This is a genomic window from uncultured Tateyamaria sp. (assembly GCF_947503045.1).
Lineage (GTDB): Bacteria > Pseudomonadota > Alphaproteobacteria > Rhodobacterales > Rhodobacteraceae > Tateyamaria.
The window spans coordinates 324,403-347,131 of the sequence record NZ_CANNCF010000002.1; the positions used below are offsets into that span (position 1 = coordinate 324,403).

At 60.4% G+C, this 22,729-nt stretch carries 21 protein-coding genes; 11 read left to right on the forward strand and 10 right to left on the reverse strand.

Going from position 1 to position 22,729, the window contains the following annotated elements; translation table 11 throughout:
• Nucleotides 1-62 precede the first annotated feature (62 nt).
• Together Q1A89_RS10010 and Q1A89_RS10015 are read left to right on the forward strand one after the other, a co-directional pair.
• Entirely contained in the window at nucleotides 63-914 is an 852-nt protein-coding gene (locus Q1A89_RS10010; RefSeq protein ID WP_299727065.1) for a DUF6502 family protein, read from the forward strand.
• Nucleotides 911-1,882 (forward strand): hypothetical protein, encoded by a 972-nt coding sequence (locus tag Q1A89_RS10015; RefSeq protein WP_299727068.1) that lies wholly within the window; start codon nucleotides 911-913, stop codon nucleotides 1,880-1,882. Before Q1A89_RS10010 ends, Q1A89_RS10015 begins: the two co-directional genes overlap by 4 nt.
• A 7-nt stretch (nucleotides 1,883-1,889) precedes the next feature.
• Here Q1A89_RS10015 and urtE read toward each other — a convergent pair whose 3' ends face one another.
• From urtE to Q1A89_RS10045, 6 genes are all read right to left on the reverse strand, one after another.
• A complete protein-coding gene (gene urtE / locus Q1A89_RS10020) occupies nucleotides 1,890-2,597 on the reverse strand; it encodes an urea ABC transporter ATP-binding subunit UrtE (protein ID WP_299727071.1) in 708 nt (235 codons plus the stop codon).
• Complete coding sequence (gene urtD, locus Q1A89_RS10025) at nucleotides 2,587-3,327, reverse strand: urea ABC transporter ATP-binding protein UrtD (protein ID WP_299727074.1); 741 nt, start codon at nucleotides 3,325-3,327, stop codon at nucleotides 2,587-2,589. Before urtD ends, urtE begins: the two co-directional genes overlap by 11 nt.
• Entirely contained in the window at nucleotides 3,324-4,604 is a 1,281-nt protein-coding gene (gene urtC, locus Q1A89_RS10030) for an urea ABC transporter permease subunit UrtC (RefSeq protein ID WP_299727077.1), read from the reverse strand. Before urtC ends, urtD begins: the two co-directional genes overlap by 4 nt.
• A gap of 1 nt (nucleotide 4,605) precedes the next feature.
• Nucleotides 4,606-6,528 carry an urea ABC transporter permease subunit UrtB gene (gene urtB, locus Q1A89_RS10035; RefSeq protein WP_299729107.1) on the reverse strand — a complete coding sequence of 641 codons (1,923 nt, stop codon included), beginning with the start codon at nucleotides 6,526-6,528 and terminating at the stop codon, nucleotides 4,606-4,608.
• 101 nt (nucleotides 6,529-6,629) lie between these two features.
• Nucleotides 6,630-7,907, reverse strand: coding sequence for an urea ABC transporter substrate-binding protein (gene urtA / locus Q1A89_RS10040; RefSeq protein WP_299727080.1), 1,278 nt, complete (start codon nucleotides 7,905-7,907; stop codon nucleotides 6,630-6,632).
• A gap of 293 nt (nucleotides 7,908-8,200) precedes the next feature.
• On the reverse strand, nucleotides 8,201-8,584 hold the full coding sequence (locus tag Q1A89_RS10045) for a hypothetical protein (protein ID WP_299727083.1): 384 nt from the start codon (nucleotides 8,582-8,584) through the stop codon (nucleotides 8,201-8,203).
• A 422-nt stretch (nucleotides 8,585-9,006) separates the two neighbouring features.
• Between Q1A89_RS10045 and Q1A89_RS10050 the strand changes: the two genes are divergently transcribed.
• Nucleotides 9,007-9,732 (forward strand): YHYH protein, encoded by a 726-nt coding sequence (locus tag Q1A89_RS10050; protein ID WP_299727085.1) that lies wholly within the window; start codon nucleotides 9,007-9,009, stop codon nucleotides 9,730-9,732.
• A 9-nt stretch (nucleotides 9,733-9,741) separates the two neighbouring features.
• On the opposite strand, the gene Q1A89_RS10055 is transcribed toward Q1A89_RS10050, so the two are convergent.
• Nucleotides 9,742-10,380 (reverse strand): TetR/AcrR family transcriptional regulator, encoded by a 639-nt coding sequence (locus tag Q1A89_RS10055; protein WP_299727087.1) that lies wholly within the window; start codon nucleotides 10,378-10,380, stop codon nucleotides 9,742-9,744.
• 247 nt (nucleotides 10,381-10,627) lie between these two features.
• Here Q1A89_RS10055 and pyrC point away from each other — a divergent pair, with 247 nt between their 5' ends.
• From pyrC to Q1A89_RS10070, 3 genes are all read left to right on the forward strand, one after another.
• Entirely contained in the window at nucleotides 10,628-11,932 is a 1,305-nt protein-coding gene (gene pyrC, locus Q1A89_RS10060) for a dihydroorotase (RefSeq protein ID WP_299727089.1), read from the forward strand.
• A 17-nt stretch (nucleotides 11,933-11,949) separates the two neighbouring features.
• Nucleotides 11,950-12,564: a glycerol-3-phosphate 1-O-acyltransferase PlsY gene (gene plsY / locus Q1A89_RS10065; protein ID WP_299727091.1), complete on the forward strand. Its 615-nt coding sequence runs from the start codon at nucleotides 11,950-11,952 to the stop codon at nucleotides 12,562-12,564.
• A 358-nt stretch (nucleotides 12,565-12,922) separates the two neighbouring features.
• Nucleotides 12,923-13,156, forward strand: a complete 234-nt coding sequence (locus Q1A89_RS10070) for a hypothetical protein (protein WP_299727093.1) — start codon at nucleotides 12,923-12,925, stop codon at nucleotides 13,154-13,156.
• 163 nt (nucleotides 13,157-13,319) lie between these two features.
• Here the strand turns inward: Q1A89_RS10070 and Q1A89_RS10075 are convergent, their stop codons facing one another.
• Nucleotides 13,320-14,480, reverse strand: a complete 1,161-nt coding sequence (locus Q1A89_RS10075) for an ROK family transcriptional regulator (RefSeq protein WP_299727096.1) — start codon at nucleotides 14,478-14,480, stop codon at nucleotides 13,320-13,322.
• A gap of 143 nt (nucleotides 14,481-14,623) precedes the next feature.
• Here Q1A89_RS10075 and Q1A89_RS10080 point away from each other — a divergent pair, with 143 nt between their 5' ends.
• The 5 genes from Q1A89_RS10080 to Q1A89_RS10100 all read left to right on the forward strand — a co-directional run bounded on the left by Q1A89_RS10080 (nucleotide 14,624) and on the right by Q1A89_RS10100 (nucleotide 20,075).
• Complete coding sequence (locus tag Q1A89_RS10080; RefSeq protein WP_299727098.1) at nucleotides 14,624-15,619, forward strand: extracellular solute-binding protein; 996 nt, start codon at nucleotides 14,624-14,626, stop codon at nucleotides 15,617-15,619.
• A 131-nt stretch (nucleotides 15,620-15,750) separates the two neighbouring features.
• A complete protein-coding gene (locus Q1A89_RS10085; RefSeq protein WP_299727101.1) occupies nucleotides 15,751-16,710 on the forward strand; it encodes an ABC transporter ATP-binding protein in 960 nt (319 codons plus the stop codon).
• Nucleotides 16,680-18,416 carry an iron ABC transporter permease gene (locus Q1A89_RS10090; protein ID WP_299727104.1) on the forward strand — a complete coding sequence of 579 codons (1,737 nt, stop codon included), beginning with the start codon at nucleotides 16,680-16,682 and terminating at the stop codon, nucleotides 18,414-18,416. The genes Q1A89_RS10085 and Q1A89_RS10090 overlap by 31 nt, the downstream gene beginning before the upstream one ends.
• Before the next feature lie 10 nt (nucleotides 18,417-18,426).
• The gene (locus Q1A89_RS10095; RefSeq protein WP_299727107.1) at nucleotides 18,427-19,335 is read left to right on the forward strand and encodes a TIM barrel protein; all 909 of its coding nucleotides are present in this window, start codon (nucleotides 18,427-18,429) and stop codon (nucleotides 19,333-19,335) included.
• Complete coding sequence (locus tag Q1A89_RS10100; protein WP_299727110.1) at nucleotides 19,332-20,075, forward strand: inositol monophosphatase family protein; 744 nt, start codon at nucleotides 19,332-19,334, stop codon at nucleotides 20,073-20,075. Before Q1A89_RS10095 ends, Q1A89_RS10100 begins: the two co-directional genes overlap by 4 nt.
• Here the strand turns inward: Q1A89_RS10100 and Q1A89_RS10105 are convergent.
• Both Q1A89_RS10105 and Q1A89_RS10110 read right to left on the reverse strand, forming a co-directional pair.
• A complete protein-coding gene (locus Q1A89_RS10105) occupies nucleotides 20,035-21,717 on the reverse strand; it encodes a Na/Pi cotransporter family protein (RefSeq protein ID WP_299727113.1) in 1,683 nt (560 codons plus the stop codon). The two genes, Q1A89_RS10100 and Q1A89_RS10105, sit on opposite strands and share 41 nt — an antisense overlap.
• 200 nt (nucleotides 21,718-21,917) lie before the next feature.
• Nucleotides 21,918-22,709, reverse strand: a complete 792-nt coding sequence (locus Q1A89_RS10110; protein ID WP_299727116.1) for an endonuclease/exonuclease/phosphatase family protein — start codon at nucleotides 22,707-22,709, stop codon at nucleotides 21,918-21,920.
• Between the last annotated feature and the right edge of the window lie 20 nt (nucleotides 22,710-22,729).

Consider the following 22,729-nt stretch of genomic DNA (forward strand, 5'->3'; position numbering starts at 1 on the left):
ACGGCACCAAAAAATCAAGGATCGGCGTGGAAAAAAATTCCACACGGCGCTAGTCTCTTTGCATGGCAAGCAACGATCAGACCAGCGCATCAGACGCATTCCTGCGTGTTCTCAGAGGGTTACTCCGCCCACTGGTGCGCACGATGATCGCACGCGGCCTGACGGCTCCGGTGATCTATGCGCTCTTGAAACGGGTCTATGTCGAGGTCGCACAGGAAAGCTTCGGTCTGGACGGCACTCCACCCACCGACAGCCGCATCGCGTTGCTGACCGGTGTGCACCGCAAGGACATCCGCACGATCCGCACTGAAACCGACGATGGCACAACCGAGGCGCGGCGCAAATCTGCGCTGTTGGCCACGGTGATCGGCCAGTGGATGTCGCACCCGGATTTTACGGACGCCAAGGGTGCCGCCCTGCCCCTGTCGCGCGCCGCTGACGCGGCCACCAGTTTCGAAACCCTCGTGCAATCCGTCAGCAAGGACGTGCGCCCGCGCACCGTGCTCGACGAGCTTGAACGCGGCGGATTTGTCAGCGCGCAGGATGATCTGCTGCATCTCAATGCGGACACGATTGTGGGCACGGCCTCCTCTGCGGAAAAAGAGGCGTTCTTTGGTGCCAATGTCGGCGATCATCTGGCCGCGGCAACCGAAAACCTGCTGTCAGAGCAACCGCCGTTCTTCGAACGCTCGGTCTTTTACAACCAGATGACGCCCGAGGCGGTGGATCAGATCGAGGCCGAGGCGCGCACACAATCCCAGGTCCTTCTTGAGGACCTCAACCGTCAAAGCAGTGCCGCACATCGCCGCGACAAAGACGCAGACGGTCCGCGACAACGCTATCGCCTCGGCATTTACTTTTACCGCGAAGACGCTGACACAAGCGCCGAAGAACAAGGGCCAGAAAAGACGTGACCAGCCTGAACCGACGCCATCTTATCGGCCTGATGGGCGCAACTGCCCTCACCGGCTGTGCCCCGGCCCTGACCACTGCCCAGCTCGGCGACGACCCGTTCGAGGGTGGCATTGGCGGCACCGGCATTGTCGGTCTGATGACGGGTTCCGGCAGCGTTCTGGTCAACGGGTTGCGGGTCGAATTGCCCTCTGGCGCGCGCATCTTTGCGGGCGGTCAACCTGCCAGCGACAGCCTTTTGGTGCCCGGCACCGCGCTCAGCATGGTGGCGCGGGCCCGCCTTGGCCGGTTCGAGGCGTTGCAAATCGACGTCGATGCGCCGCTGATTGGCACGCTGACCCGCAACGGACGGGGCTATGCGATCAACGGGACCGCCTTGCGCCTTGATACCAGCCAGCCTGTCGCGGGTGCAGTCGGCCAGCGCGTGATCGCCCATGGGCTGTGGCAGCCGGACGGGTCACTGCGCACAAGCCTGTTGCAGACCAGCCCAGCCGGGCTCGACAGTGTGGCAGGTGTGGCGGTCGGCAGCCCGGATGCGGGCTGGACCATCGGTCAGACACCCGTTGCCCAGCCCGAGGGCGAGATCCTGATTGCGGGGCAGTTTGCTGTTGTGTCTGGCGCCTTTGCCGCCGGGACGCTGGGTGCAACATCAGTGCAGCTGGGCCGCTTCCGGGGTGGTCAGGCGCTGCGGCAACTGTCGATCGAAGGGTATCTCGAACCCATCGCCGACGATCCGGGTTTCCGTATCTCGGGCCTCGGGCACAGCTTTGATCGTCGCCTTGCGCTTGATCCATTTGCCAGCATGCGCGCACTCTATTTCGGCCCCTATGACGGACGGTTCCGCGCGCGCCGCGCGGTGGTTCTGCCCGAACGGCAAGGATTGCGGCAGGCGCTGTTGCGCCCGGCGGAGGATGCGAATTTCTCTGCTGGTCTGACGGGCACGGCGGCGCGGGTTGTGCCCTCGAAATAGCGGGGGATCAAACTGAGACAGCCGCCAGCAGCGTATCCCGCTCAATCTCATCGGCACGGCCACGCAGTTTTTCCGCGCCACGCTCCAGCACCAGAAACTGATCGCCAAGCTCGCGGGCAAAGTCGAAATACTGCTCGACCAGCACAATGGCCATGTCGCCGCGCGCGCGCAGTTGCGTGATAACGCGGCCAATCTGCTGGATGATGTTGGGCTGGATGCCCTCGGTCGGCTCATCCAGCAGCAACAGCCTGGGGCGGGTCACAAGGGCGCGGGCAATGGCCAGTTGCTGCTGCTGCCCACCGGACAGATCACCGCCGCGACGGCCCAGAAATTCCTTGAGGATCGGGAAGAGGTCGAAAATCTCCTCCGGCACGGATCGTTCACTGCGCGGCAGGCAGGCAAAGCCGGTTTCGAGGTTTTCCTTCACCGTCAAAAACGGAAAAATCTCGCGCCCCTGTGGGACATAAGCCACCCCCGCCTGTGCCAGCGCATGGGCCGATGCGCGGCCAATCTCGACCCCGTCGAGCGTGTATGTCCCGCCCGAGCGCGGATGCGTGCCCGAAATCGCCTTCAAGAGGCTGGTCTTGCCCACGCCATTGGTGCCCATCACGCAGGTGACCTCACCCCGGCGCGCGGTGACGCTGACACGGTTCAGGATCTGGCTGCCCCCGTAATGCAGAGTGAGATCGGTGATTTCGAGTACATTAGCGTCCAAGATACACCTCGATCACACGTTCATTGGCCGTCACATGATCAAGGCTGCCCTCGGCCAGAACCGAGCCCTCGTGCAGCACCGTGACCTTGCAATTGAGACGGCGCACAAACTCCATGTCATGTTCCACAACCACCACCGCGCGGGTCTTGGCAGCCTCAACCAGAATGTCGGTGGTATGCTCGCGCTCCGCCGGGGTCATGCCAGCCGCAGGTTCATCGACCAGCAGCAGGCGGGGGTCCTGTGCCAGCAGCATCCCGATCTCCAGCCACTGTTTCTGACCATGGCTCAACTCGCCCGCCTTGCGGGTCAGCTGGTCGGTCAGCCCGATTTCATCCGCCAGCCGCGCCACGGCGGCGTGGTCTTCGCGGGCGGGGCGAAAGCGCAAGACGGCCCACGGACTGCGGTCCTTTTTCAGCGCCATCATCAGGTTGTCGCTGACACTCTGATCTTCGAACACGGTGGGACGCTGGAACTTGCGCCCGATGCCCACCTGCGCGATCTGGCTTTCGCTCAGCTTGAGCAGGGATTGCGATTTCTCGCCAAACAGCACGGTGCCCTCATCCGGTTTCGTCTTGCCGGTGACGATGTCCATGAAGGTGGTCTTGCCCGCCCCGTTGGGGCCGATCACCGCGCGCATTTCGGGCTCGCCGATCTGGAACGACAGGTTGTTGATCGCCTTGAATCCGTCAAAGCTTTTGGAGACGCCGGAGACTTCGAGAAGGGTGCTCATCTGTCTGCCTCGCTTTCGCGCAAGGACCCGGCATCGGGACCCAAATCCGCGCCATGGCGGTTCGGGCTGGGCACGAGATCAATCAACCCACCGATGCCCTTGGGGGCAAACAGCGTGACGACGACAAAGGAAAAGCCGAGCAGCACCGTCCACCAATCAACCCAAGAGATCGTGTAGAAGCCAAGGTTGATATCCGGCGCCTGCCCGCCCGTGAACCACGTGGACACGAGGCTGACAAACGCCGCCCCGATCACCGCTCCGTATAGCCGCCCGCGTCCACCGATGGCGACCCAGACCGCCAGATAGATCGACGCGATGGGCGCGATTTCCGCCGGGTTGATGATGCCCGCCTGCGGGTAATAAAGCGCCCCGGCGATCCCTGCGATCACCGCTGTTAGGGTGAAGATGGTGAGCTTGTAGGCCTCCACCGAATAGCCAAGGAAGCGAACGCGCGCCTCGTCATCCCGGATCGCACGGATAACCGAGCCGAACTTGCCCGACACGATCCACGCGCACAGCAGATAGGCAAGGCCGAGGGCCAACGCCGAGGCCCAGAGGAACCAGATCGACACGGTGGATTGCGGCACATCCCCAAGGCCCGGCAGGTTTTGCAGGCCCGACAACCCGTTGTTGCCCCGCAACCCGCTGTCGTTCTGAAACAAGTAGAGCGACAGCGCCAGCGTCATCGCCTGCGTCAGGATCGACAGGTACACCCCCGTCACCCGGCTGCGGAACGCCAGCCAGCCGAACACCAGCGCCAGCAGCCCCGGCACAATCACGATGGCGGCCAGTTGCAGCGGCAGCGAATGGGCAAAGGCCCAGATCGGTGGAAACTCCGACGCCCCCACGACGCCGAAAATCTGGGTCGCGATGCCCTGGGAAATCTCGCCAGCAGTGGGGGGTAAAGGCGCGGCGGCAAGGCTTTGCACCACGATGATTTCGGTGCGCGCATACATCAGCCACATGCCGATGGCATAGCCGCCGATGCCGAAAAACGCCATATGCCCGAGGGATAGGATACCGCAATAGCCCCAGACCAGATCCATCGCCAGCGCCACCATGCACAGGCATAATGTCTTGCCCAGCGTCTTGACGAAACTGGTGGAAACCACCCCGATCCCGAACCCTTCGGACAGTATCGTGACGCAGAGAGTAAAGAGCGCGAGGCACGCGATGAAGATCAGCACGGACGGGTGGCGCGCGATGAACGGACGGGACTGGGGGCCAGCCCCCAGACCCCCGGCATATTTCGGGAACAATGAAGGTGTATCGGTCATCTCAGGCCTCCGCCGCGCGGCCCTTGAGGGCGATGATGCCGCGGGGGCGGAACTGGATGAACAGGATGATGAACAGGATCATGTAGGTCTGTGCCGCCAGCGTGTTGGAGGGGTTGAGGAACTCGATCCCCTTCTGCATGGACCCCACCATGGCCGCGCCCAGAAGTGTGCCCCAGATGTTGCCGACGCCGCCCACAACCACGGTCATGAAGCTCTGAACGATATAATCGCTGCCCATTTCCGAGGTCACCTTGGCATAAAGCCCGATGGCGACCCCTGCGATGCCTGCAATGCCCGACCCGAAACCGAAGGTGAGCATGTTGATCCGGTCCGGGTTGATGCCCATGGACGCCGCCATGCGCGGGTTTTGCGTCACGGCGCGCACCTCTAGGCCCAGCCGCGTGCGGTTCATCACGATGAGGAACAGCGCAAGGAAGATCAGCGCGAGGATGAAAATCGCAATGCGGATATAGCTGATCGAAACAACGTCGTTGATCACCATCGACCCGTCCAGCCAGCCGGGCGCGGTCAGCGGGCGGGCCTGCGTGCCGAAAATGTTCTTGGCGAGCTGCTGCAGCGCGATGGACACCCCGAACGTGGCCAGCAAGGTTTCCAAGGGCCGGTGATAAAGCCAGCGGATCACCAGCCGCTCCATCGCGACCCCGGCGGCGAAGGTCACCATGAAGGCAAGCGGGATCGCCAGCAGGATCGACAGAGTGTGATCGGGCACAAAGAGTTGCACGACATAGCCGGTATAGGCCCCCATCATGATGAACTCGCCATGGGCCATGTTGATCACGCCCATGACGCCGAAGGTGATCGCGAGGCCAATGGCGGCAAGGAAATAGATCGACGCGAGCGAGATGGCATCCAGCGCCAGATCGGCGGTCTGGTTCAGCGCAAGCTTGGTTTCGATGCCGCTCAGCACGTCCTTAGCGGCCAGCGCCACGGTGGGCGGGGCACCGATGAACACCTCAAAGAACTGGTAGGCGGCGAGTGCTGTGTCGATCTCTTCTTCGGTGGCGGCGGGTTCGGCCAAACCTTCGGCCACCAGCGTGGCAAAGGCGGCATTGCGGGCGCGGTCGGTGTTAAGGCTCGCGACCTGCACACCCGCCACGGTACTACCGTCGATGTTGCGGATCAGCGCCTCGCGCACTTCGCTGGCCGGGATCAGCGGCGGCGCGAGGTCTGCATCGACCAGCAGTTGATAGGCTTGGGTTTTCGGCAAGGCCTCGTCACCGGGGCGCAGAGTGCGCAGCACTTCGGGGCCTTCGGGAACAGCTTCGCCTACTTCGATCCGCGTGGTGACAAGGGGGTTGAGAGCGGCGCGTGCATCGACACCCAGATCACCGTCGAAATGTGCAATCGCCGCGATCTTTTCGGCCTCATCATCCCCGAATTCGATTGTCAGCAACCGTTCCAGCCGGGTCATGATGGCGGCCAGTGCGGGGCTGGGTTCATCGGCGATCACATCGCGCAGGGCGGCAAGGTGGCCCTGTTCCGGGTCGCGGGCGATGGCGTCGAGCGCAAGGCGACGGATGGCGGGGCTGTCATCGAACAACTGGAATTTCACAAGGCCCGCCGCGATCAGACCGCGCACGCCGCTATTGGGTTTGAGTTGTTTGTAGCTGTCGTCCGGAACTTCGCCCAGATCGGTGCCGTCACTGATGTCAAAGATGCGGATCGTGTCGCGGTCGATTTCCTCGACAAAGACGAACAGGCCGGTGGTTTCGTCCTGCCACATCTCTTTGTCCTGCCAGCGTTCCATCACCTCCTGGGCGGCGGGCAAGCCGCTGGCGGTGAGTGCGTCGATGGCGGTCTGGATGGTGCGGCGCGAGGCCTTGGCGATCAGATCGGCATGGGTCTGCATCACCTGTTGAATGGGCGCGTCCGCATCTTGCGCCGCAGCAGGCAGCGCCAACATGAGGCACAGGAAAAAAGCCAGAAGTCGTTGCATGTGTACCCGCCCCAGGTGAGCAGAGGGCGACATGTCGCCCCCTGATTTTTCTTGTTATTTCAGTCAGATCAGTAGTTGGATTTGATCTGCACGCAGGTGCTGGTGTCGGTGTTGTACATCCCGCAACCCAGCTCTTTCCAATCCGACACCAGCACAGCGGATTCAGGCAGGAAGTCGGTCCACGCATCGCCCGGCACTTCGGAGGTCTGGCTGATGATGTCGAACTGTCCGTCGGCCTGAATTTCACCGATCAGCACGGGCTTGGCGAGGTGATGGTTAGGCAGCATCACAGCGGTGCCACCCGTGAGGTTCGGGAACTCCTGCCCGTACATCGCGGTGCGCACGGCATCGACATCCGTGGTGCCCGCTGCGGTGGCCGCATTCACCCACATGTTAAAGCCAATGTAATGTGCTTCCATCGGGTCGTTGGTCACGCGGTCCTCACCCATGCGGGCTTTCCACGCTTCGACCCATGCTTCGTTCGCATCGGATTCAGCGGATTGAAAGTAGTTCCAGGCCGCGAGGTGACCGACGAGGTTGGAGGTGTCGAGACCCGCAAGTTCCTCTTCACCAACCGAGAATGCGACGACGGGGATGTCATCGGCAGAGATACCGGCAGCGGCCAGTTCCTTGTAAAAGCCCACGTTCGCATCGCCATTGATCGTGGAAATCACGCCAACTTTCTTGCCATCCGCGCCAAGGGCGACGACGTCTGCGACGATCTTGGACCAATCGGAATGACCAAAGGGCGTGTAGTTCACAAAGATGTCTTCGGCCGCGATGCCCTTGTCCTTGAGGTAGGCCTCAAGAATGTTGTTGGTCGTGCGGGGATAGACATAGTCGGTGCCAAGCAGCGCGAATTTCTCGACGCCCAGCTCTTCAAGGAAGTAATCCGTGGCCGGGATGGCCTGCTGGTTGGGGGCAGCGCCAGTGTAGAATACGTTTTTCGAGGACTCTTCGCCCTCATATTGCACAGGGTAGAACAGCAGACCGTTCAACTCTTCGATCACGGGCAGCACGGATTTGCGGGACACGGATGTCCAGTTGCCAAAGATCACGTCGACCTCGTGCACGGTCAGCAATTCGCGTGCTTTTTCAGCAAACAGCGGCCAGTCCGACGCGGGGTCGACCACAACGGCCTCCAACTCGCAGCCCAGCACACCGCCTGCGGCGTTCTGCTGTTCAACCAGCATTTCCATCGTGTCCTTGAGCGTGGTTTCCGAAATCGCCATCGTGCCGGACAGCGAGTGCAGCACACCCACCTTGATCGGGCAGTCCTGTGCAGCAGCGGGGAGCACAGTCGCCAGCAGCACGGCAGCGGTGGTTCCAAAAAGGGTCTTTGACATTGCGTATCCTCTAGCGCAGTGCGCGAGGGGATTGCGAAACAGGTCCTCAGACCACATATCACCCAAGCGCTTTAAGTTTGGCGCGTGCGGTGGTGTCCAGGGTTCCAAGACTGACGCCACCGCACAATTCATCGGCCCGAACAGGACCGCCGCCTGCTTAGCTGCGCGAGGATGTCGGGGCCGAGTCGAACCTGCCAGTTTCATGGGCACATCGTCGAAACGGATCAATTATTAGGCGAATTTGACGCGCTGTGCGCGATTTCTGTGCGCCAAACGGGCACAGATGGGCGCAGTCAGCTTTCCAGCAGCAGCGTGCGACAGGTCTGCACGTTCAGTTGGGTCTGTTGCTTGGCCAGCCGGGACAGCCGCGCATCCGTGCCGAAATGGGCGGTGGTCAGCATCGCGGAATGCGCCAGTTTCGCCTCGACCCGGTGGTTCAGCGTTTCGCGCGCCCGCTCGGTTGGCATCACCGCATCAAGGATCGAGACAAAGCGTTGCCGCTGCGCCTGCAACGCATCCGCGCGCACATCGCCCATCAGCCATGCAAATTCCATTTCGGCCGAAATCCGGCCCGTGCATCCGGCAAAGATCAGCACAAGATCGTCCTGCGCGCGCGCGGGGACACTGAGGCCTGTCATGATCAGCGCGCCTGCAATCAGCGTTTTTATTCTGCTCATAAATCGAGCTTTGCACCTCAAATTGCGTCGCGCAAGCGTGCAGTTTGAAAACTTTTACAGGTGTGACGTCGCTAGGGTGCGGAAATACATCAATAAAGTGAGCCGTTGCGAATGCCCGCCCAAGCCCTCCCTACCAAAGATCGGAATCAAGCGAAGCGCCGATCGATCGATCGGGAAATGTCTCGCCTTTGGTCCGAGAGACAATGGACGATGCCGCCCCACCGGGCTGGCGATTTGGCTGATCTTGGTGCGACAGGCCAGCCGAGAGATATCCTCGATCCATAAACCGCCCGGGAAACAGCGTTTCTTCGCCACCCCGCGGACTGGCTCGCCGCACACGAACACCCCCACTCAAAAACCTCCGACGGAATCCCGCACACCCTGCGTGTAACCAAGACAAACCGACCAAAAAAGGACCCACGATGATCCGCTACCTTCTCGCTTTCGTGCTCACTCCCCTCGCTGCCCTCGCCGACAGCAGCATCACCGTGTCCAAGGACCTCAGATGCGTGTCCTCTGACGGCGTGCCGGATCACGCGACTGGGACCTTTCCCAACGCAGGCAACCCGCACAGGATCTCGAAACAGCGCATCCGGTTCTGCGTGGATGCCACACCGGACTATTCCGGACAGGCACGCGAGGTTGAAACCATCGGCATCGCCATCAACGGGATCATCATCCGCCCGGGAACCGCCGACTGGTATGACGCCAGCAGCCGGCGCAAACATTCGCGCAATCCGGCCTCGGGCTGGCGCCTCGACGGGATGGGCGCAGGCGACGCGCTTGGCCTTGATCAGAACAACGCCCATGTCGATCACCGCGGCCTCTACCATTATCACGGGATCGCCGACCCCCTCGCCAATGCACGCGGATCGCTGATTGGCTGGGCCGCGGACGGGTTCGAAATCCACTATGTCGGGGACAGGGCGCAATCGTCCTATCAGCTTCAATCCGGCACCCGCGTGACCGCGCCGGGTGGCGCGCATGACGGCACTTATGTGCAGGACTGGACCTATGTCGCAGGCAGCGGCAACCTTGATGAATGCAACGGCGCGATGCTGAACGGCACCTATACCTATTTCGCCACCGACAGCTTTCCTTTCTTTCCCCATTGCCTGAAGGGCGCCACGATCATGCAGTTCCGCTGATCCGGGATGTCAGCCGTCCAGCGCCCAGGGCTTGTCCATGCAAGGGGTAAACTGCGTCTCGGCCACATATGACGCGATCAGCCGATCCATCGCCTTGCGCGCCAGTCGCCCGTGATCGCGGCTGTAGCCAAGGCTCGCCACAAAGCTCCAATGGGCGTGCATCATCGACACAAACAAAAAGGACAGTTCTTCACAGGCCTCACCCGTGAGGGCAGGATGGGCGATGGCCAGCTCATGCACCATCACCTGCCCAAGGGTCTGGTATTGCCCACGCATCCGGCCCTTCACCTGCTCTGAGCCACCCGCATAGGCCATCATCGCGTCATAGACCTCCAGCTTGTCGGGCATCGGGTACCCTTCGGCGAGGTCAAAGAAGAAATCCATGAAGAACCCCAACCGCTCGACCTGGCCGATATCCACAACCCCCGCCACCAGCGTCTGGCGATAGGCATTGCCAAGGTGATCACACAGATCGGCGATCAGGTCGTCCGGGTCATCGTAGTAATAGCGGATCAATTGCCGCGAGAGGCCCGCCTCGTGGGCCAGCGCTTCATAGGAAAAGGCCTGCAGACCCTGCCGGGCCAGCAATATGGTTGCAGCGCTCAGGATCTGGGTCTTCTTGTCCTGAGATGTGTCGGCTTTGGTCAAGGCGTCCTATCCCCTGTCCCTGTGCCCGGCGCGACGTGTCTCGTCCCGCTCCGGGCGGTCTGATCGCAGGATTATCCATCGCCTGCACAAAAGCAAACCCTGCGGCACCGTTGGGTGTGCTTTGAGGGGGGGCATGGGCCGTGTGACTGGACAATCCGCGCGCTTTGCCCGACAAGGCGGGCGGGTCCAGATTCAGGAGCGTCATGTCCCTCTTTCCCTCCTTCCCTGCCGCCAGAGCGGAGGCCGCATGAGCGATCTGCTGTTCAAGAACGCCAAGCTGATCGACCCCGAGGCCGGGACCGTCACCACCGGCGGGCTGGTTGTCCGCGACGGAAAGATTACCGAAGTCTTAACGCAACGCACTGATTTCGAAGGAGAAAAGTTGACAGCTGTCAACTTTGATCAGGTCATCGACTGCGACCGCAAACACCTCGCGCCCGGCATTGTCGACATCGGGGTCAAGGTCTGCGAACCCGGCGAGCGACACAAGGAAAGCTTTGGCTCGGCCGGATTGGCCGCTGCGGCAGGCGGGGTCACCACCATGGTCACCCGCCCCGACACCGACCCCGCCATCGACAACCCCGAGACGCTGGAATTCGTGATCCGCCGCGCCCGCGAGGCCGCGCCCGTCAACGTGTTGCCCATGGCCGCGCTGACCAAAGGGCGGCAGGGGCGCGAAATGACCGAGATCGGCTTTCTGCTCGATGCCGGGGCCGTGGCCTTCACCGATTGCGATCACGTGGTCACCGACAGCAAAGTGCTGACCCGCGCGCTGGCTTACGTGCGCAGCCTCGGCGCGCTGGTCATCGGGCACCCGCAGGATCCCGGCCTCAGCGCCGGGGCGGCGGCCACCTCGGGCAAATTCGCCTCTCTGCGCGGGTTACCCGCCGTCTCACCCATGGCCGAACGGATGGGCCTCGACCGGGACATCGCGATGATCGAAATGACGGGCGTGAAATACCACGCCGATCAGATCACCACCCAGCGCGCCCTGCCCCCGCTGGAACGGGCGAAACAGAACGGGTTCGACATCACCGCTGGCACCTCAATCCACCACCTGACACTGAACGCGCTGGACGTCGCCGACTACCGCACCTTCTTCAAGATCAAGCCGCCCCTTCGCGATGAAGAAGACCGGATCGCCATGGCCGAAGCCGTGCAATCCGGGCTGATCGACACCATCTCGTCGATGCACACGCCCCAGGACGAGGAAAGCAAACGCCTGCCCTTCGAGGCCGCCGCCAGCGGTGCCGTCGCGCTTGAAACCCTGCTGCCCGCAGCCATGCGCCTGTTTCACAGCGATCACGTCACCCTGCCCAACCTGTGGCGCGCGATGTCGCTGAACCCCGCCAAGCGGCTGGGCCTGCCCTGCGGACGGCTGGCCGTCGGGGCCCCGGCGGACCTTGTGCTTTTTGATCCGCACGCCCCCTTCGTGATGGATCGGGCCACACTCCAGTCCAAATCGCGCAACACCCCCTTTGACGGTGCACGGATGCAGGGTAAGGTTTTGGCGACTTATGTGACGGGTGTCTCCGTCTACCAAAAACCCTGATGTAACATAGGCTTGCCATGCCGCTGATCGAAACCTCCTCTGCTGTTCTGCTGCTTTGGGCCGTGATTGGCTATGGGCTGGGCTCGATCCCGTTTGGCATGGTGCTGGCGCGGGTGATGGGTCTGGGCAACCTGCGCGAGATCGGGTCGGGCAATATAGGTGCGACCAACGTGCTGCGCACCGGCAACAAGGCCGCCGCCGCCCTGACGCTGCTTCTGGACGCAGGCAAAGGGGCCGCCGCACTGCTGCTGGCGCGGTTCGCCACGGGGTCCGAAGATGCCGCCCAACTCGCCGGGTTGGCTGCGATGCTGGGCCATTGCTATCCGGTCTGGCTGCGCTTCAAGGGGGGCAAGGGAGTGGCGACATTCCTTGGCCTCTTGCTGGCCCTGCACTGGCCGGTGGGTGTGGGCGCCTGCATCGCGTGGCTGGTGGGTGCGGGCATCAGCCGGATTTCGTCGATGGGCGCACTGGTGGCTGCGGCCGCCTCGACCTTTCTGATGCTGTTTCTTGGTGCGGCTCAGGCGATGGTGCTGGGCATGATCCTGACGCTGCTGATCTTTTGGCGGCACCGCGCCAACATCGCGCGCATCCGTGCGGGGACAGAGCCGAAGATCGGCAAGAAAGCGGGCTGAAAGGTGCGGGTTGACGACGCCCTCGGCGGCGTTCGCGTGCGTGTTCAGTGAGTTGGTGTCTGCAAAGTTTGGCTTTGTCGGACAAAGTTTGAGTTCGGCCCAGTCGCGCCCATGTCTGCATTTGCGGTTGTGCCTTTGCCGTAAAACGCGCCTCAACCGGGGGATCATTCGTGTTTTCGAACCCGGGGTTTTCTGCCGAAACACGCATGGCAGCAACGTTTGGCAAACAAACAAACCCATCGATGATCGTGGTTTGGTTTTGTCCCGCAGTTTTGCATGTATTCAGTGAACGTAACGTCTTGTGATCTTCCCCCACTGAATTGGTCCGCCCCTATAGTTAGGAAACGGAGGATCAAATATGGGTATCAAGCGACACAAGCCGGACGAGATCGTCACGAAGTTACGGCAGGTCAAAACCTGGTTCGTCACCGGTGGTCAGGGCCCGGCGACAGGCATTGCGAACATCGCGGAATACCGTGAGGCTTATCCTTGGATCGACATTGGAGTCGTTGCGGATGCCGGTCAAATGTTGATCTATCAACGCTACGAGGCTCCGATCCTCCGGATTGCGGCTGCGCCCAAAACTGCCTGAATTCACAATGCGAAAATGCTGACCCAAGGGCTGATGTCGCTGGCCCGAGCGGGAGTCCAATCAGGGGCGCCCGCCAATGCCGTTTCAAACAGCGCCGAGGTCTGTTTTCAACGCGGAAACGATAATTCCCGCCGGACGATGGAATGTGAGTGCCATTGCACACTTACCCTGCTGCTTCTGTTCGCCTTCCATTGAGATAGTTGCTTCCGGTATCCCAATAAGACCCGCCAAAGAACGACTGAAACAGAGGAATGCAGGCGGCACCGACGGCACCGGCTTTGGGCCCCAAGGTTGATGAACGCACGTGGGCTGCGGTTAGTCCACGTGACGGGCCCTCAAGCGGTGTGGCGTTTATTTCGGCCACCAATGCTGCGTTGATCGCCATTGGAAGGCGTCCGCCAATGATGATGATTGATGGGTCGAAAAAGCCGGTGGTCACGCGCACAACGTGGCGCAACTGCTCGGCGGCGCGGGTGACCCATGGCTGGATCACGTCCTGCAGATCGTCGAATTTGTGGCTGATTTCATTGATATCACTGATGTTGGCATCCGATGCCTCCAAGTGGGACATCAAGTCCTGTGCGGTGGGTCGAGGTGCGCCGTAAGGAAAGAGCACGCCGGGAAGACAGGCGTTCCCGGTCTCGCCCCTGAACAGTTTGCCGTCGACAACCGCGCCACCACCAAGCCCATAGCCGATATGGACAAGAAACAACGATGCGCCGTCATCCGGTTGTCGGCCAAAAACATGCTCGCCAAGGGCCGCCGCTGACCCGTCATTCTCCAAAAAGAACGCACCGTCGATGCGGGCACCGAAAGCCGCAACTTTCTTGGGATCATCGAAGTCCTGAAACAATTGATGCGCCCTGATGGTGGTGCCTGCGGGTCCAAAGTTGCCGGGGGCGGAGCAGCCCGTGCCCATGAAACAGTCGTCATCGATCTGGATTGTCCGCCGCATGGCGGCGATTTCCTCTTGCGTTTTTTCTGCAATTTGTTCCGTGGACAGGCCAAGAATATTGACGGTCTTGCTGTCCCTGATCGCCCCCGAAAAGTCGATGATCGCCACGTCCATTTCACTGAGCGAAAAGGTGACGCCCGCGGCAAAGAAACGCTGTGCATTCACGCTGAGGATTTTTTTGGGTTGGCCGGATTCCCCTTTGTGATCAGTCTTTTCAGAGAAAACCCCCAGTTCCAGCAGCCCCGCAACCAGCCGCGTGATGCTGGCCCCGGTCATGCCGGATCGCTTGGCCAGATCAACGCGCGCCAGACCGGGATTTGCGACAACCAACTCAACAAGGCGACGTTCATTCAGGGATAGCGGCTTCATGGTATTTCCAGACAGGGGTTTGACAGGGTGGACCTAATACGCAATATATAAATTACGCAATGTAATTTAATTGTCATGCTGGAGGTTTATGACGACAGGGCGTGTAACGTGGACTGAGATCGTCCGCTCCAAGGGAGAGAGATATGACTAAGGTATTTTCACTGGCCGCTGCTTTGTTGGGCACGGTCAGTATGGCGCAGGCCGAGGCGCTCACCATTTATTCGCCACAGGGTGAGGACAATGTTGCATGGATCGAAGCGCAGGCTGAGGCCGCTGGGCATGATGTTGATTTCTTGCGCGCTGGGGGTGGCGAGCTGTTTTCACGTCTGGAAGCGGAGAAAAACAATCCTCAGGCGGATGTCGTTCTGGGGCTGAATGACATCGCGATGGCGCGGCTGAAGGCGCAGGGCATGTTCCAGGCGCATGTGCCGACCTGGGCCGATGGCCTGCCAGCGTCCTACAGTGATGCGGATGGCGTTGTGCACAAATTTTGGCAAACCCCGATTGTCATTGCCTACAACCCTGACCGCATTGCAGCAGACGCGGCACCTTCAGGCTGGCTTGACCTGACAAAGGACGCCTATGCGCAAAACTACGTGCTGGGACCAACCAAGTGGGGCACAACGCAGGTCATTCTTGCGGGTATCCTTGTGCAATTCGCAGACGAAAACGGCACGGTCAGCGATGACGGCTGGGACTTTATGGCCGATCTATATGGCAACAGCGTCCTGGTCAGTTCGGGCGACGAAAAGATTGCGGCCCTGTCGAGCGGTGAGGCCGCGATTGACCTCAACTGGTTTGGCGGTGCGTTCCGGGAAGCGGGCAAATCAGGCTATGATCCTGTTCTGGTGAACCCCGAAAATGGGACGCCGATTGTCGCCGAAGGGATCGCGGTGATGGCAGGCACGGATCAGGCCGACGCCGCCAAAGCCTTTGTCGACTGGTTTGGGTCGGTCGAGGTGATGGCTGCCTATGCGACCGAGTTTGGCCAAATGCCATCCCATCCCGATGCGATTGCCGCAGCCCCGGCTGAAGTGCAGGCGAAGGCACAGCTTGTTTCGGCGCAGGCGATTGACTGGGATCTTGTCGCCGCCAACCTTGATGGATGGCTCCAAAAGATTGAACTTGAAATCAAGTAGGCGCTCCTCCGGCTTGCTTGGGGCGGCCGGTGCATGCTGGCCGTCCTGCCCTGTTATTCCAAGAACTGAACGCCATATTTATGCAAGATCCCGTTCTTTCCATCAAAAACCTGGACATTGCATATGGCGCGGTGACAGTCGTTCATGACTTTTCTCTGGATGTGGCGGCGGGTGAGTTCGTCTCGCTTTTGGGCCCGTCGGGGTGTGGGAAGACGACCATTCTGCGCACGATTGCCGGGTTCATTGGTGCCGCATCCGGCAGCATCACGCTGGAAGGGCAGGACATCACCCGCAAACCTGCAGAGCAACGGGATGTGGGGATCGTCTTTCAGAACTACGCCTTGTTTCCGACGATGAGTGCGTTTGAAAACATCGCCTTTGGTCTGCGCGTGGCCAAACGCCCCATGGCTGAAATCACGCAGCGTGTGACGGATATTGCCCGTGCCAGTGGCATAGAGGAACAGTTGCACAAACGCCCGTCGGATATGTCAGGCGGCCAACAGCAGCGCGTCGCGATTGCGCGGGCCCTGATCACGGGGGCCAAGGTTTTGCTGTTTGATGAGCCTCTGTCCAATCTGGATTCCAAAGTCCGCGTTGCCATGCGCCGCGAAATCAAACGCCTGCAGGCAGAGTTTGGATTTACCGCGTTTTTTGTCACCCATGACCAGGATGAGGCCCTGTCGATGTCAGACCGGGTGATCGTGCTGAAGGATGGCCACACCCAGCAAATAGGCACCGGGCGGGTGTTGTATGAGCAGCCGCAAAACGCCTTTGTGTGCAAATTCATCGGCGATGCAAATGCGTTGACTGCCGGCTTGGCCAAAGCGCTGACGGGACAGGTGCGCGACGGGACCGTTTTTGTGCGCCCCGAAAACACTCTGATGAACGCGGGCCATGCTGGTGTGCCAGCCTGCGTCACGCATATCGAATACCTGGGGGCGCAGGTGCGTGTTGAATGCCAAGTGGGTGCAGAGACAGTGTTGGCCACGATGTATGGGTTTGAGTGCCCGCCAGACCTGTCGGTGGGCCAGGATGTGTCGCTGAGCGTGCGGCCCGGTGCATGGCACATCTTCCCGGACACTCCGTCGTGAGGGGCACCTTTCGCCTTGAACAGATGGCGTTTCTGACCGCGCTTGGACTGCTTGCGTGGTTCCTGGTCACGTTTCTGATCATGCCGTTGATCACGACGTTCTACACGGCATTCTTTGACAGTGGCAGCCTGCGGATCGGTGAAATCACCGAGGATCTATCGCGGTCGCGCCGGGTCAAGCAGGCCTTGCTCAACACGGCCTGGATGACGATTGCGACCACCTTTACCGTGGGGCTTGTTGGCATTTTCCAGGTCGCGGCGCTTGAGTATTTTCACGTCCGCGGCCGCAGTTTTCTGAAAGTTGCCTTTGCGGTGCCGCTGGTCTTTGGCAGTGTTGTGGCTGCGACAGGGTACAAATTCACCTATGGTCCGTCGGGCATTGTGACCCAGATTTTACAGGGGATCGTACCTGATCTGCCATCCGATTGGTTTATCGGCGGGCATGGGGTGCTTTATTCGCAGACGTTCTTGCTGACGAGTTTTTACTACCTGTTTCTGCGCGCCGCGATGCGCCGGGTGGATTATTCGACGGTGGAGGCCGCGCGCAGCATGGGGGCCTCTGAAATCCATATTCTGCGCCGCGTGGTCCTGCCCGTCATCATGCCAACGCTCTTTGCGGTGATGCTTTTGACGATCTACACCTCAACCGTGTCCTTTGCGGTGCCCGAGATTATCGGCGGGCGCGATTTTACGATGATCAGCCAAATCATTCTGGTGCTGAACGCGCTGAACCGGCCTGATATGGCGGCGTTTCTGGCGCTGTTCCTTGGGTTTTTCATCCTGTCGATCATCGTCCTGATGCAGTGGATCGAGGCGCGCGGGTCCTATATTGGCGGTGCCAAAACGCCGGTGCCGATTGAGCTGAAGCGGATCAAAAACCCAGCCGCCAATGTCGCATTCCACGGGGTGACCTATCTGCTGGCGTTCATCTATGTCCTGCCTGTTGCCTTGGTTGTCGCGTTTTCCTTTGCACCTGCGGCCAGCATCGGGACAGAGGTGTTTCCGTCCTCCTTTACCCTGTCCAACTACATCCGCGTTCTGTCTGGTGGGGCCGCGTTCGAACCGTTCTTTAACTCGATGCGCATGGGGCTTTTGGCGGTTCTGTTGGGTCTGTCGGCCACATTGTTTGCCGTACCGATCATGGTGAAACACAAGAATTGGATGACGCGGGCATTGGACATCGGGTTTTTCCTGCCATGGGTTGTGCCGTCCGTGCTGTTGGCAATCGGTCTGATCCTGACCTTTGACACGCCCAACCTGATGGTGGGTCGCGCGGTGTTGCTGGGGTCGTTCATCATTCTGCCAATCGGCTATGCGATCAACGCGCTGCCCTTGATGGTGCGTTTCTTGCGCGCGGCCTTCATGGGGATCGATCCAAGTTATGACGAGGCCGCGCGGTCGATGGGCGCCGGGGGGCTTTACCGGTTTCGCCGCGTGACGATGCCACTGGTGGCACCCACTGCGCTGTTGGCCGGGGGCTATACATTCAACGAAATGCTGACCGAATATCCGCTGTCCGCTTTCCTTTACAACGTGAACAACCGTCCTTTGTCGATTGCAATCCTTGACAGCGACAAATCCACTGACCCCGAACAAGCCGCGATCACGCTGGTCTACGCCGTCCTTGTCATGGCGTTTTCGCTGGTTGTGGTCCTGTCCGCCGAACGTTTGAGCCTTGGAAAAGGCCCCAAAACCAACAACGTATAAGGAATATCCCATGGAGACCTGCATCACCGTCTGGCACTGGCCAAACCACGACCGCTGGTATGACGAGGGTCTCAAGGAAACGCTGCGCCTGATCAAAAAGGCAGGGTTCACGCATATCAACTGGAACCCGGATTCAGGGAGCTCCTATTGGTACGCGGCGTCCGAGATCGGGTTCATCCGGGACACGATCAACAGCTTTGATCTCAAGGTGAAGACGATCCATGCCTCAAACGGATTGAACCCGGTGACCGAAAAGACGTTCCTGGCCCGGGAAACGCGCAAAGACATCCATTCTCCCAACGCCTGGCAACGTGAGGCCGGGGCCGAGCTGCTCAGGAACCGGGTGGATCTGGCGGCGGCACTCGGGTCTCCGGACATGGTGCTGCACATTGAGGTCCGCGATGAGTATCACGAGAGTGCAGCGGCCGCCGAGGCATTCTATACCCCACTGTTTCAGACACTGGATTCCGTGCGGCCTTATTGTCTGGAACATGGGATCAAGATCGCGGTTGAGAACCTGTTCAGTGCCTCGGCCAAAACGTATCTGCAGATGTTCGACCGTGTCTTCAGCCGTTACGACGCCGATTTCATCGGGTTGTGCTATGACACCGGCCATTGGGAAATCACGCAACCCGGCGGCATCAGCGTGCTGGATCAGTTTGGCGACCGGCTGATCTGTACCCACATCCATGACAATTTCAGCGCCTGTGACGATCATTTGCTGCCCTTTGACGGGCGGATCAACTGGGATCTGGTGACCAAAGGGATTGCGGCCACGGCCTATGAAACCCCCGTGAATTTTGAAACGGAATACGACCGCTACGGTCTGCGCCCTTCCAGCTTTTACGAACGCGCCCATGCGACGGCTGTGCGGATCGAGACGATGATCCAGGCGGCACGCAGCGGGAACGCTTTATGACAGACCTGCAAGGTCGATTTGACCTGATGGAGCGTATCTCTGCCGCCCTGAGCGCGTTCACTTTGGATTGGTTTCACCGTCTGGGCGAGGTGCAGGTCGAGGAAAAGGGCCACGCGGACTATGTCAGCCGTATTGATCGCGAGGCCGAAGCGCTCGCGCGGGATATCATCGCCAATGCCTTTCCCGGTGATCAGATCGTGGGCGAAGAACAGGGCGGGTCGGCAGCCAATGATTGCTGGGTGATCGACCCCATTGATGGCACCGCCAACTACCTGAGCGGCCTGCCGATCTGGGCGGTGTCGATTGCCTATCTTCAAGGTGGAAAGCCCGTGATCGGCATCATCGCCATGCCTGCGATTGGCTTTGTCGTGAGCGGCGGGACAGAGTTTGACCTGCGCGTCGACGGGACGCTGCCACCGATCACCAATACCGCGCCAGTGGTCTTTGGCGTGGGGCGGAACCCGGTCTGGAGTGCGGCGGACCGTATGGCCTGTGAAAGCGGGCTAGAGGCCAAAGGGTACAACATCGTCTCCGTGGGCAGCTGCGCGTCTGCCCTGGCCATGGTCGCCGCGGGCCGGCTGGTCGGATATGTCGAACACAATATCAAGCTGTGGGATTGTGCGGCAGGCGCGGTTCTGTGCCGTGTGGCTGGATTGGCATCCCAGATCCACCCTTGCGGCGCTGACTTTGACGTCCATATCAAGGCAGGCCCGGCGGCCATTCTGTCACAACTGGATTAGGCCTTTTCGCAGGCCGCCACTTTGTTCTGGGCTGTTCGCCAGCTGCCCTCAGCACCAGATAGGCTGTCGTCGTCAAATGCCCGTTGATCCGACGCAGGGCGTGTACCACGTCAAGGTGGATATCGCTGCTTTCGAGACTGTCGCCGACGCCCGCGCCAAGCCTGTCGATATGGGCTGTGATAGAGCTTTGCTCGCTCTCGCGCACCCGCGCCTTGGAATCGTAAAGCTGGCGGGCAAGGTCCGGGTCGTAGGTCAAAAACGCAGTCACGCACAGATCGAAATTGATGCACGTCAGCGCATGGAGAGCTTCGATTTCAGCCAGACCTTGGGTGGAAAAGGCGATGTGCCGCGCGGTTTTTTGCCGCGCGAGGTCCATGAGATCACCGGCCACGATGTCGCCGATATGCTCCATGCTGGCAGTGAAGCTGAGGATATCCTGCGCTTTTTGGCTTTGCGCATTTGTCAGCGGGCACTGGATCGTTTGCGCAAGGTACATCTTGATCGCTTCAAACAGCGTATCAAGCCCGTCTTCTTTTTGGGCGGTCGTGCTGGCGACCTCGGGATCAGTGTCACGCAGCATCGGCAGGGCGTCCGTGACCATACGTTGCGCGATATTGGCCATGCTTATGGCTTCGCGTTTGGCCTGGGCCAGGGCTTGGATCGGGGTGTCCTGCAATTGCGGGTCGAGAAATTGCGGCCGTAAATCTGTGTCGATTGAGGTGTCGCGGGGCACAATGCGTCCGGCGAGACCAAGCCACAGGCCCGGCGCGGCAACCCCGACACTGGCAATGCCGAGATTGAGGGCAAAGTGCGCGGCGACAGGCACATAGGCATCGGTCATCCAATGACCCAACTGCAGAGCCATAATTGGCGCGCAGGCAAAGACCACGGCGATCCCGGCAAGCCGCAGGATCAGGTTCGCAACCACCGGCAATTTCGCATCCCGCACTGCGCGGAAATTGGCGATGACGGGCAAGGCGGCGCCCCCGGCATTTGCGCCCAGCATCAGGTAGATCCCGTGTTCTGCCGTGATCAGACCTGCGGCGATGAACCCGGCCGTCAGCAAAACAACGGCAAGGCTGGAATGTGCGGCCATCGCCGTCGTGGCGCCAAGGACCGCGATCAACAGCGGGTATTGGGTAGAAACATTCAGCACGACAACAAAATCAGGCTGCGCACCCATCCGTGCCGAGACCGCGCCAATCAGCCCAAGCCCGAGCAGGACCAGACCGAGCCCCACAATGGCCTTGGTCACGCCGACGGCGCGCGGTTGCTGCGCCAATTGCCCGCCAAAGTACCCGCAGGCCAGCAGGAACGGCGCCATAAACGTCAATTTTTGCGAGGCGAGCGCTGCGGCGATTGCGGTGCCGACATCCGCGCCAAGGATTGTGACAAAGGCGGTTGCGGTGCTCATCACGCCCTGGGACGCAAAGCCTGCCGTGATCATCGCGGTTGCGGTGCTGCTTTGCAAAAGCACTGCCGCGATCAGGCCAGCGACAAAGGCAGGCCCGACGCGTCCCTCGGTCCGCCGAGACATGATTTTCAACTCAGTCCCATATGCGCGCATCATGCCGTTTCGGACCTGACGCAACCCGAACAGCAAAAGCGCGATGGCACCCAAAAGCTCTGTCAGCGCGATCATTGCGCAAGTGCTTCACGGATCATGCTGGCGGCGCGGGCATTGCGATCCATCGGGTCAAGGATTGTCTCAATGCCCAACGCTCTGAGCGTCGGAAACTTTGCCTCGCTCACCTCAATCACCCTAAATTACACAGTGTAACTTAATATGGCGTGCTGCCTGCGCGCTGTCAATCGCAGCAATGGGTGCACCCTCATCACAGGCTAAAGTTCAAGCACCAGAGGACAGTGGTCAGAGACTTCGGGGTCATGGATCACATCAAAGCCGCGAACGGCCGCCTCGCTGTCGATCAGCATGTAATCCGCAAATTTACCGGGCTTTTTGTATTGCGCGTTGCGCGTGCTGTCGAAACCTCTTCCCGTCACAAGTTCCGTGAACCCCGCGTCGGCCAGTATCGCAAGCGTTTCGCTGGCGGGCTCCACGTTGAAATCCCCGCAAATCACACTCAGATCACCGGGCGCGGATACCTGTCGGGACAACTCAAGCAGCCTCTGGGCCTGATCGGCGCGCTCGGGTGTGTCCATTTTTCCGTCAAGGTCGCGCAGGCCGTGCACATGGGTGACGCTGACGGACCGATCCGCCGCATAGTCATAGACGCGAACGCCGTGCGCACTGCGGGATCGTGGATGATCACCATAGCCGACGGGCGAGTAGTCTTTATGAACGAAACCCTGCACCTGCCCAATGATCGGAAGCGCGCGATGCACGAATGTGGCAAGGCCCCATTGCGACGGGATTGACTGATCCCCGTCCCAAAGCACGCCCTGCGCCGCCGGACAGAACACAGCCTGATGATCCGGCAAGGCATGGGACACATCCCGAAACAGGTTCGCTCTTTGGGCCAGAACATGATCCCCGTCCCGGTATGTCAGCCAGTCCTTTTCCGACGCGGGACTGTGAATGACTTCCTGAAGGCAGAGGATATCCGGGGCCGCGTTCGACAGGTACGGCAGCAGGTGTTGGTGGAGTTTTCCACCCCATCCATTCAGGCACATGACTTTCAAAACATACCCCC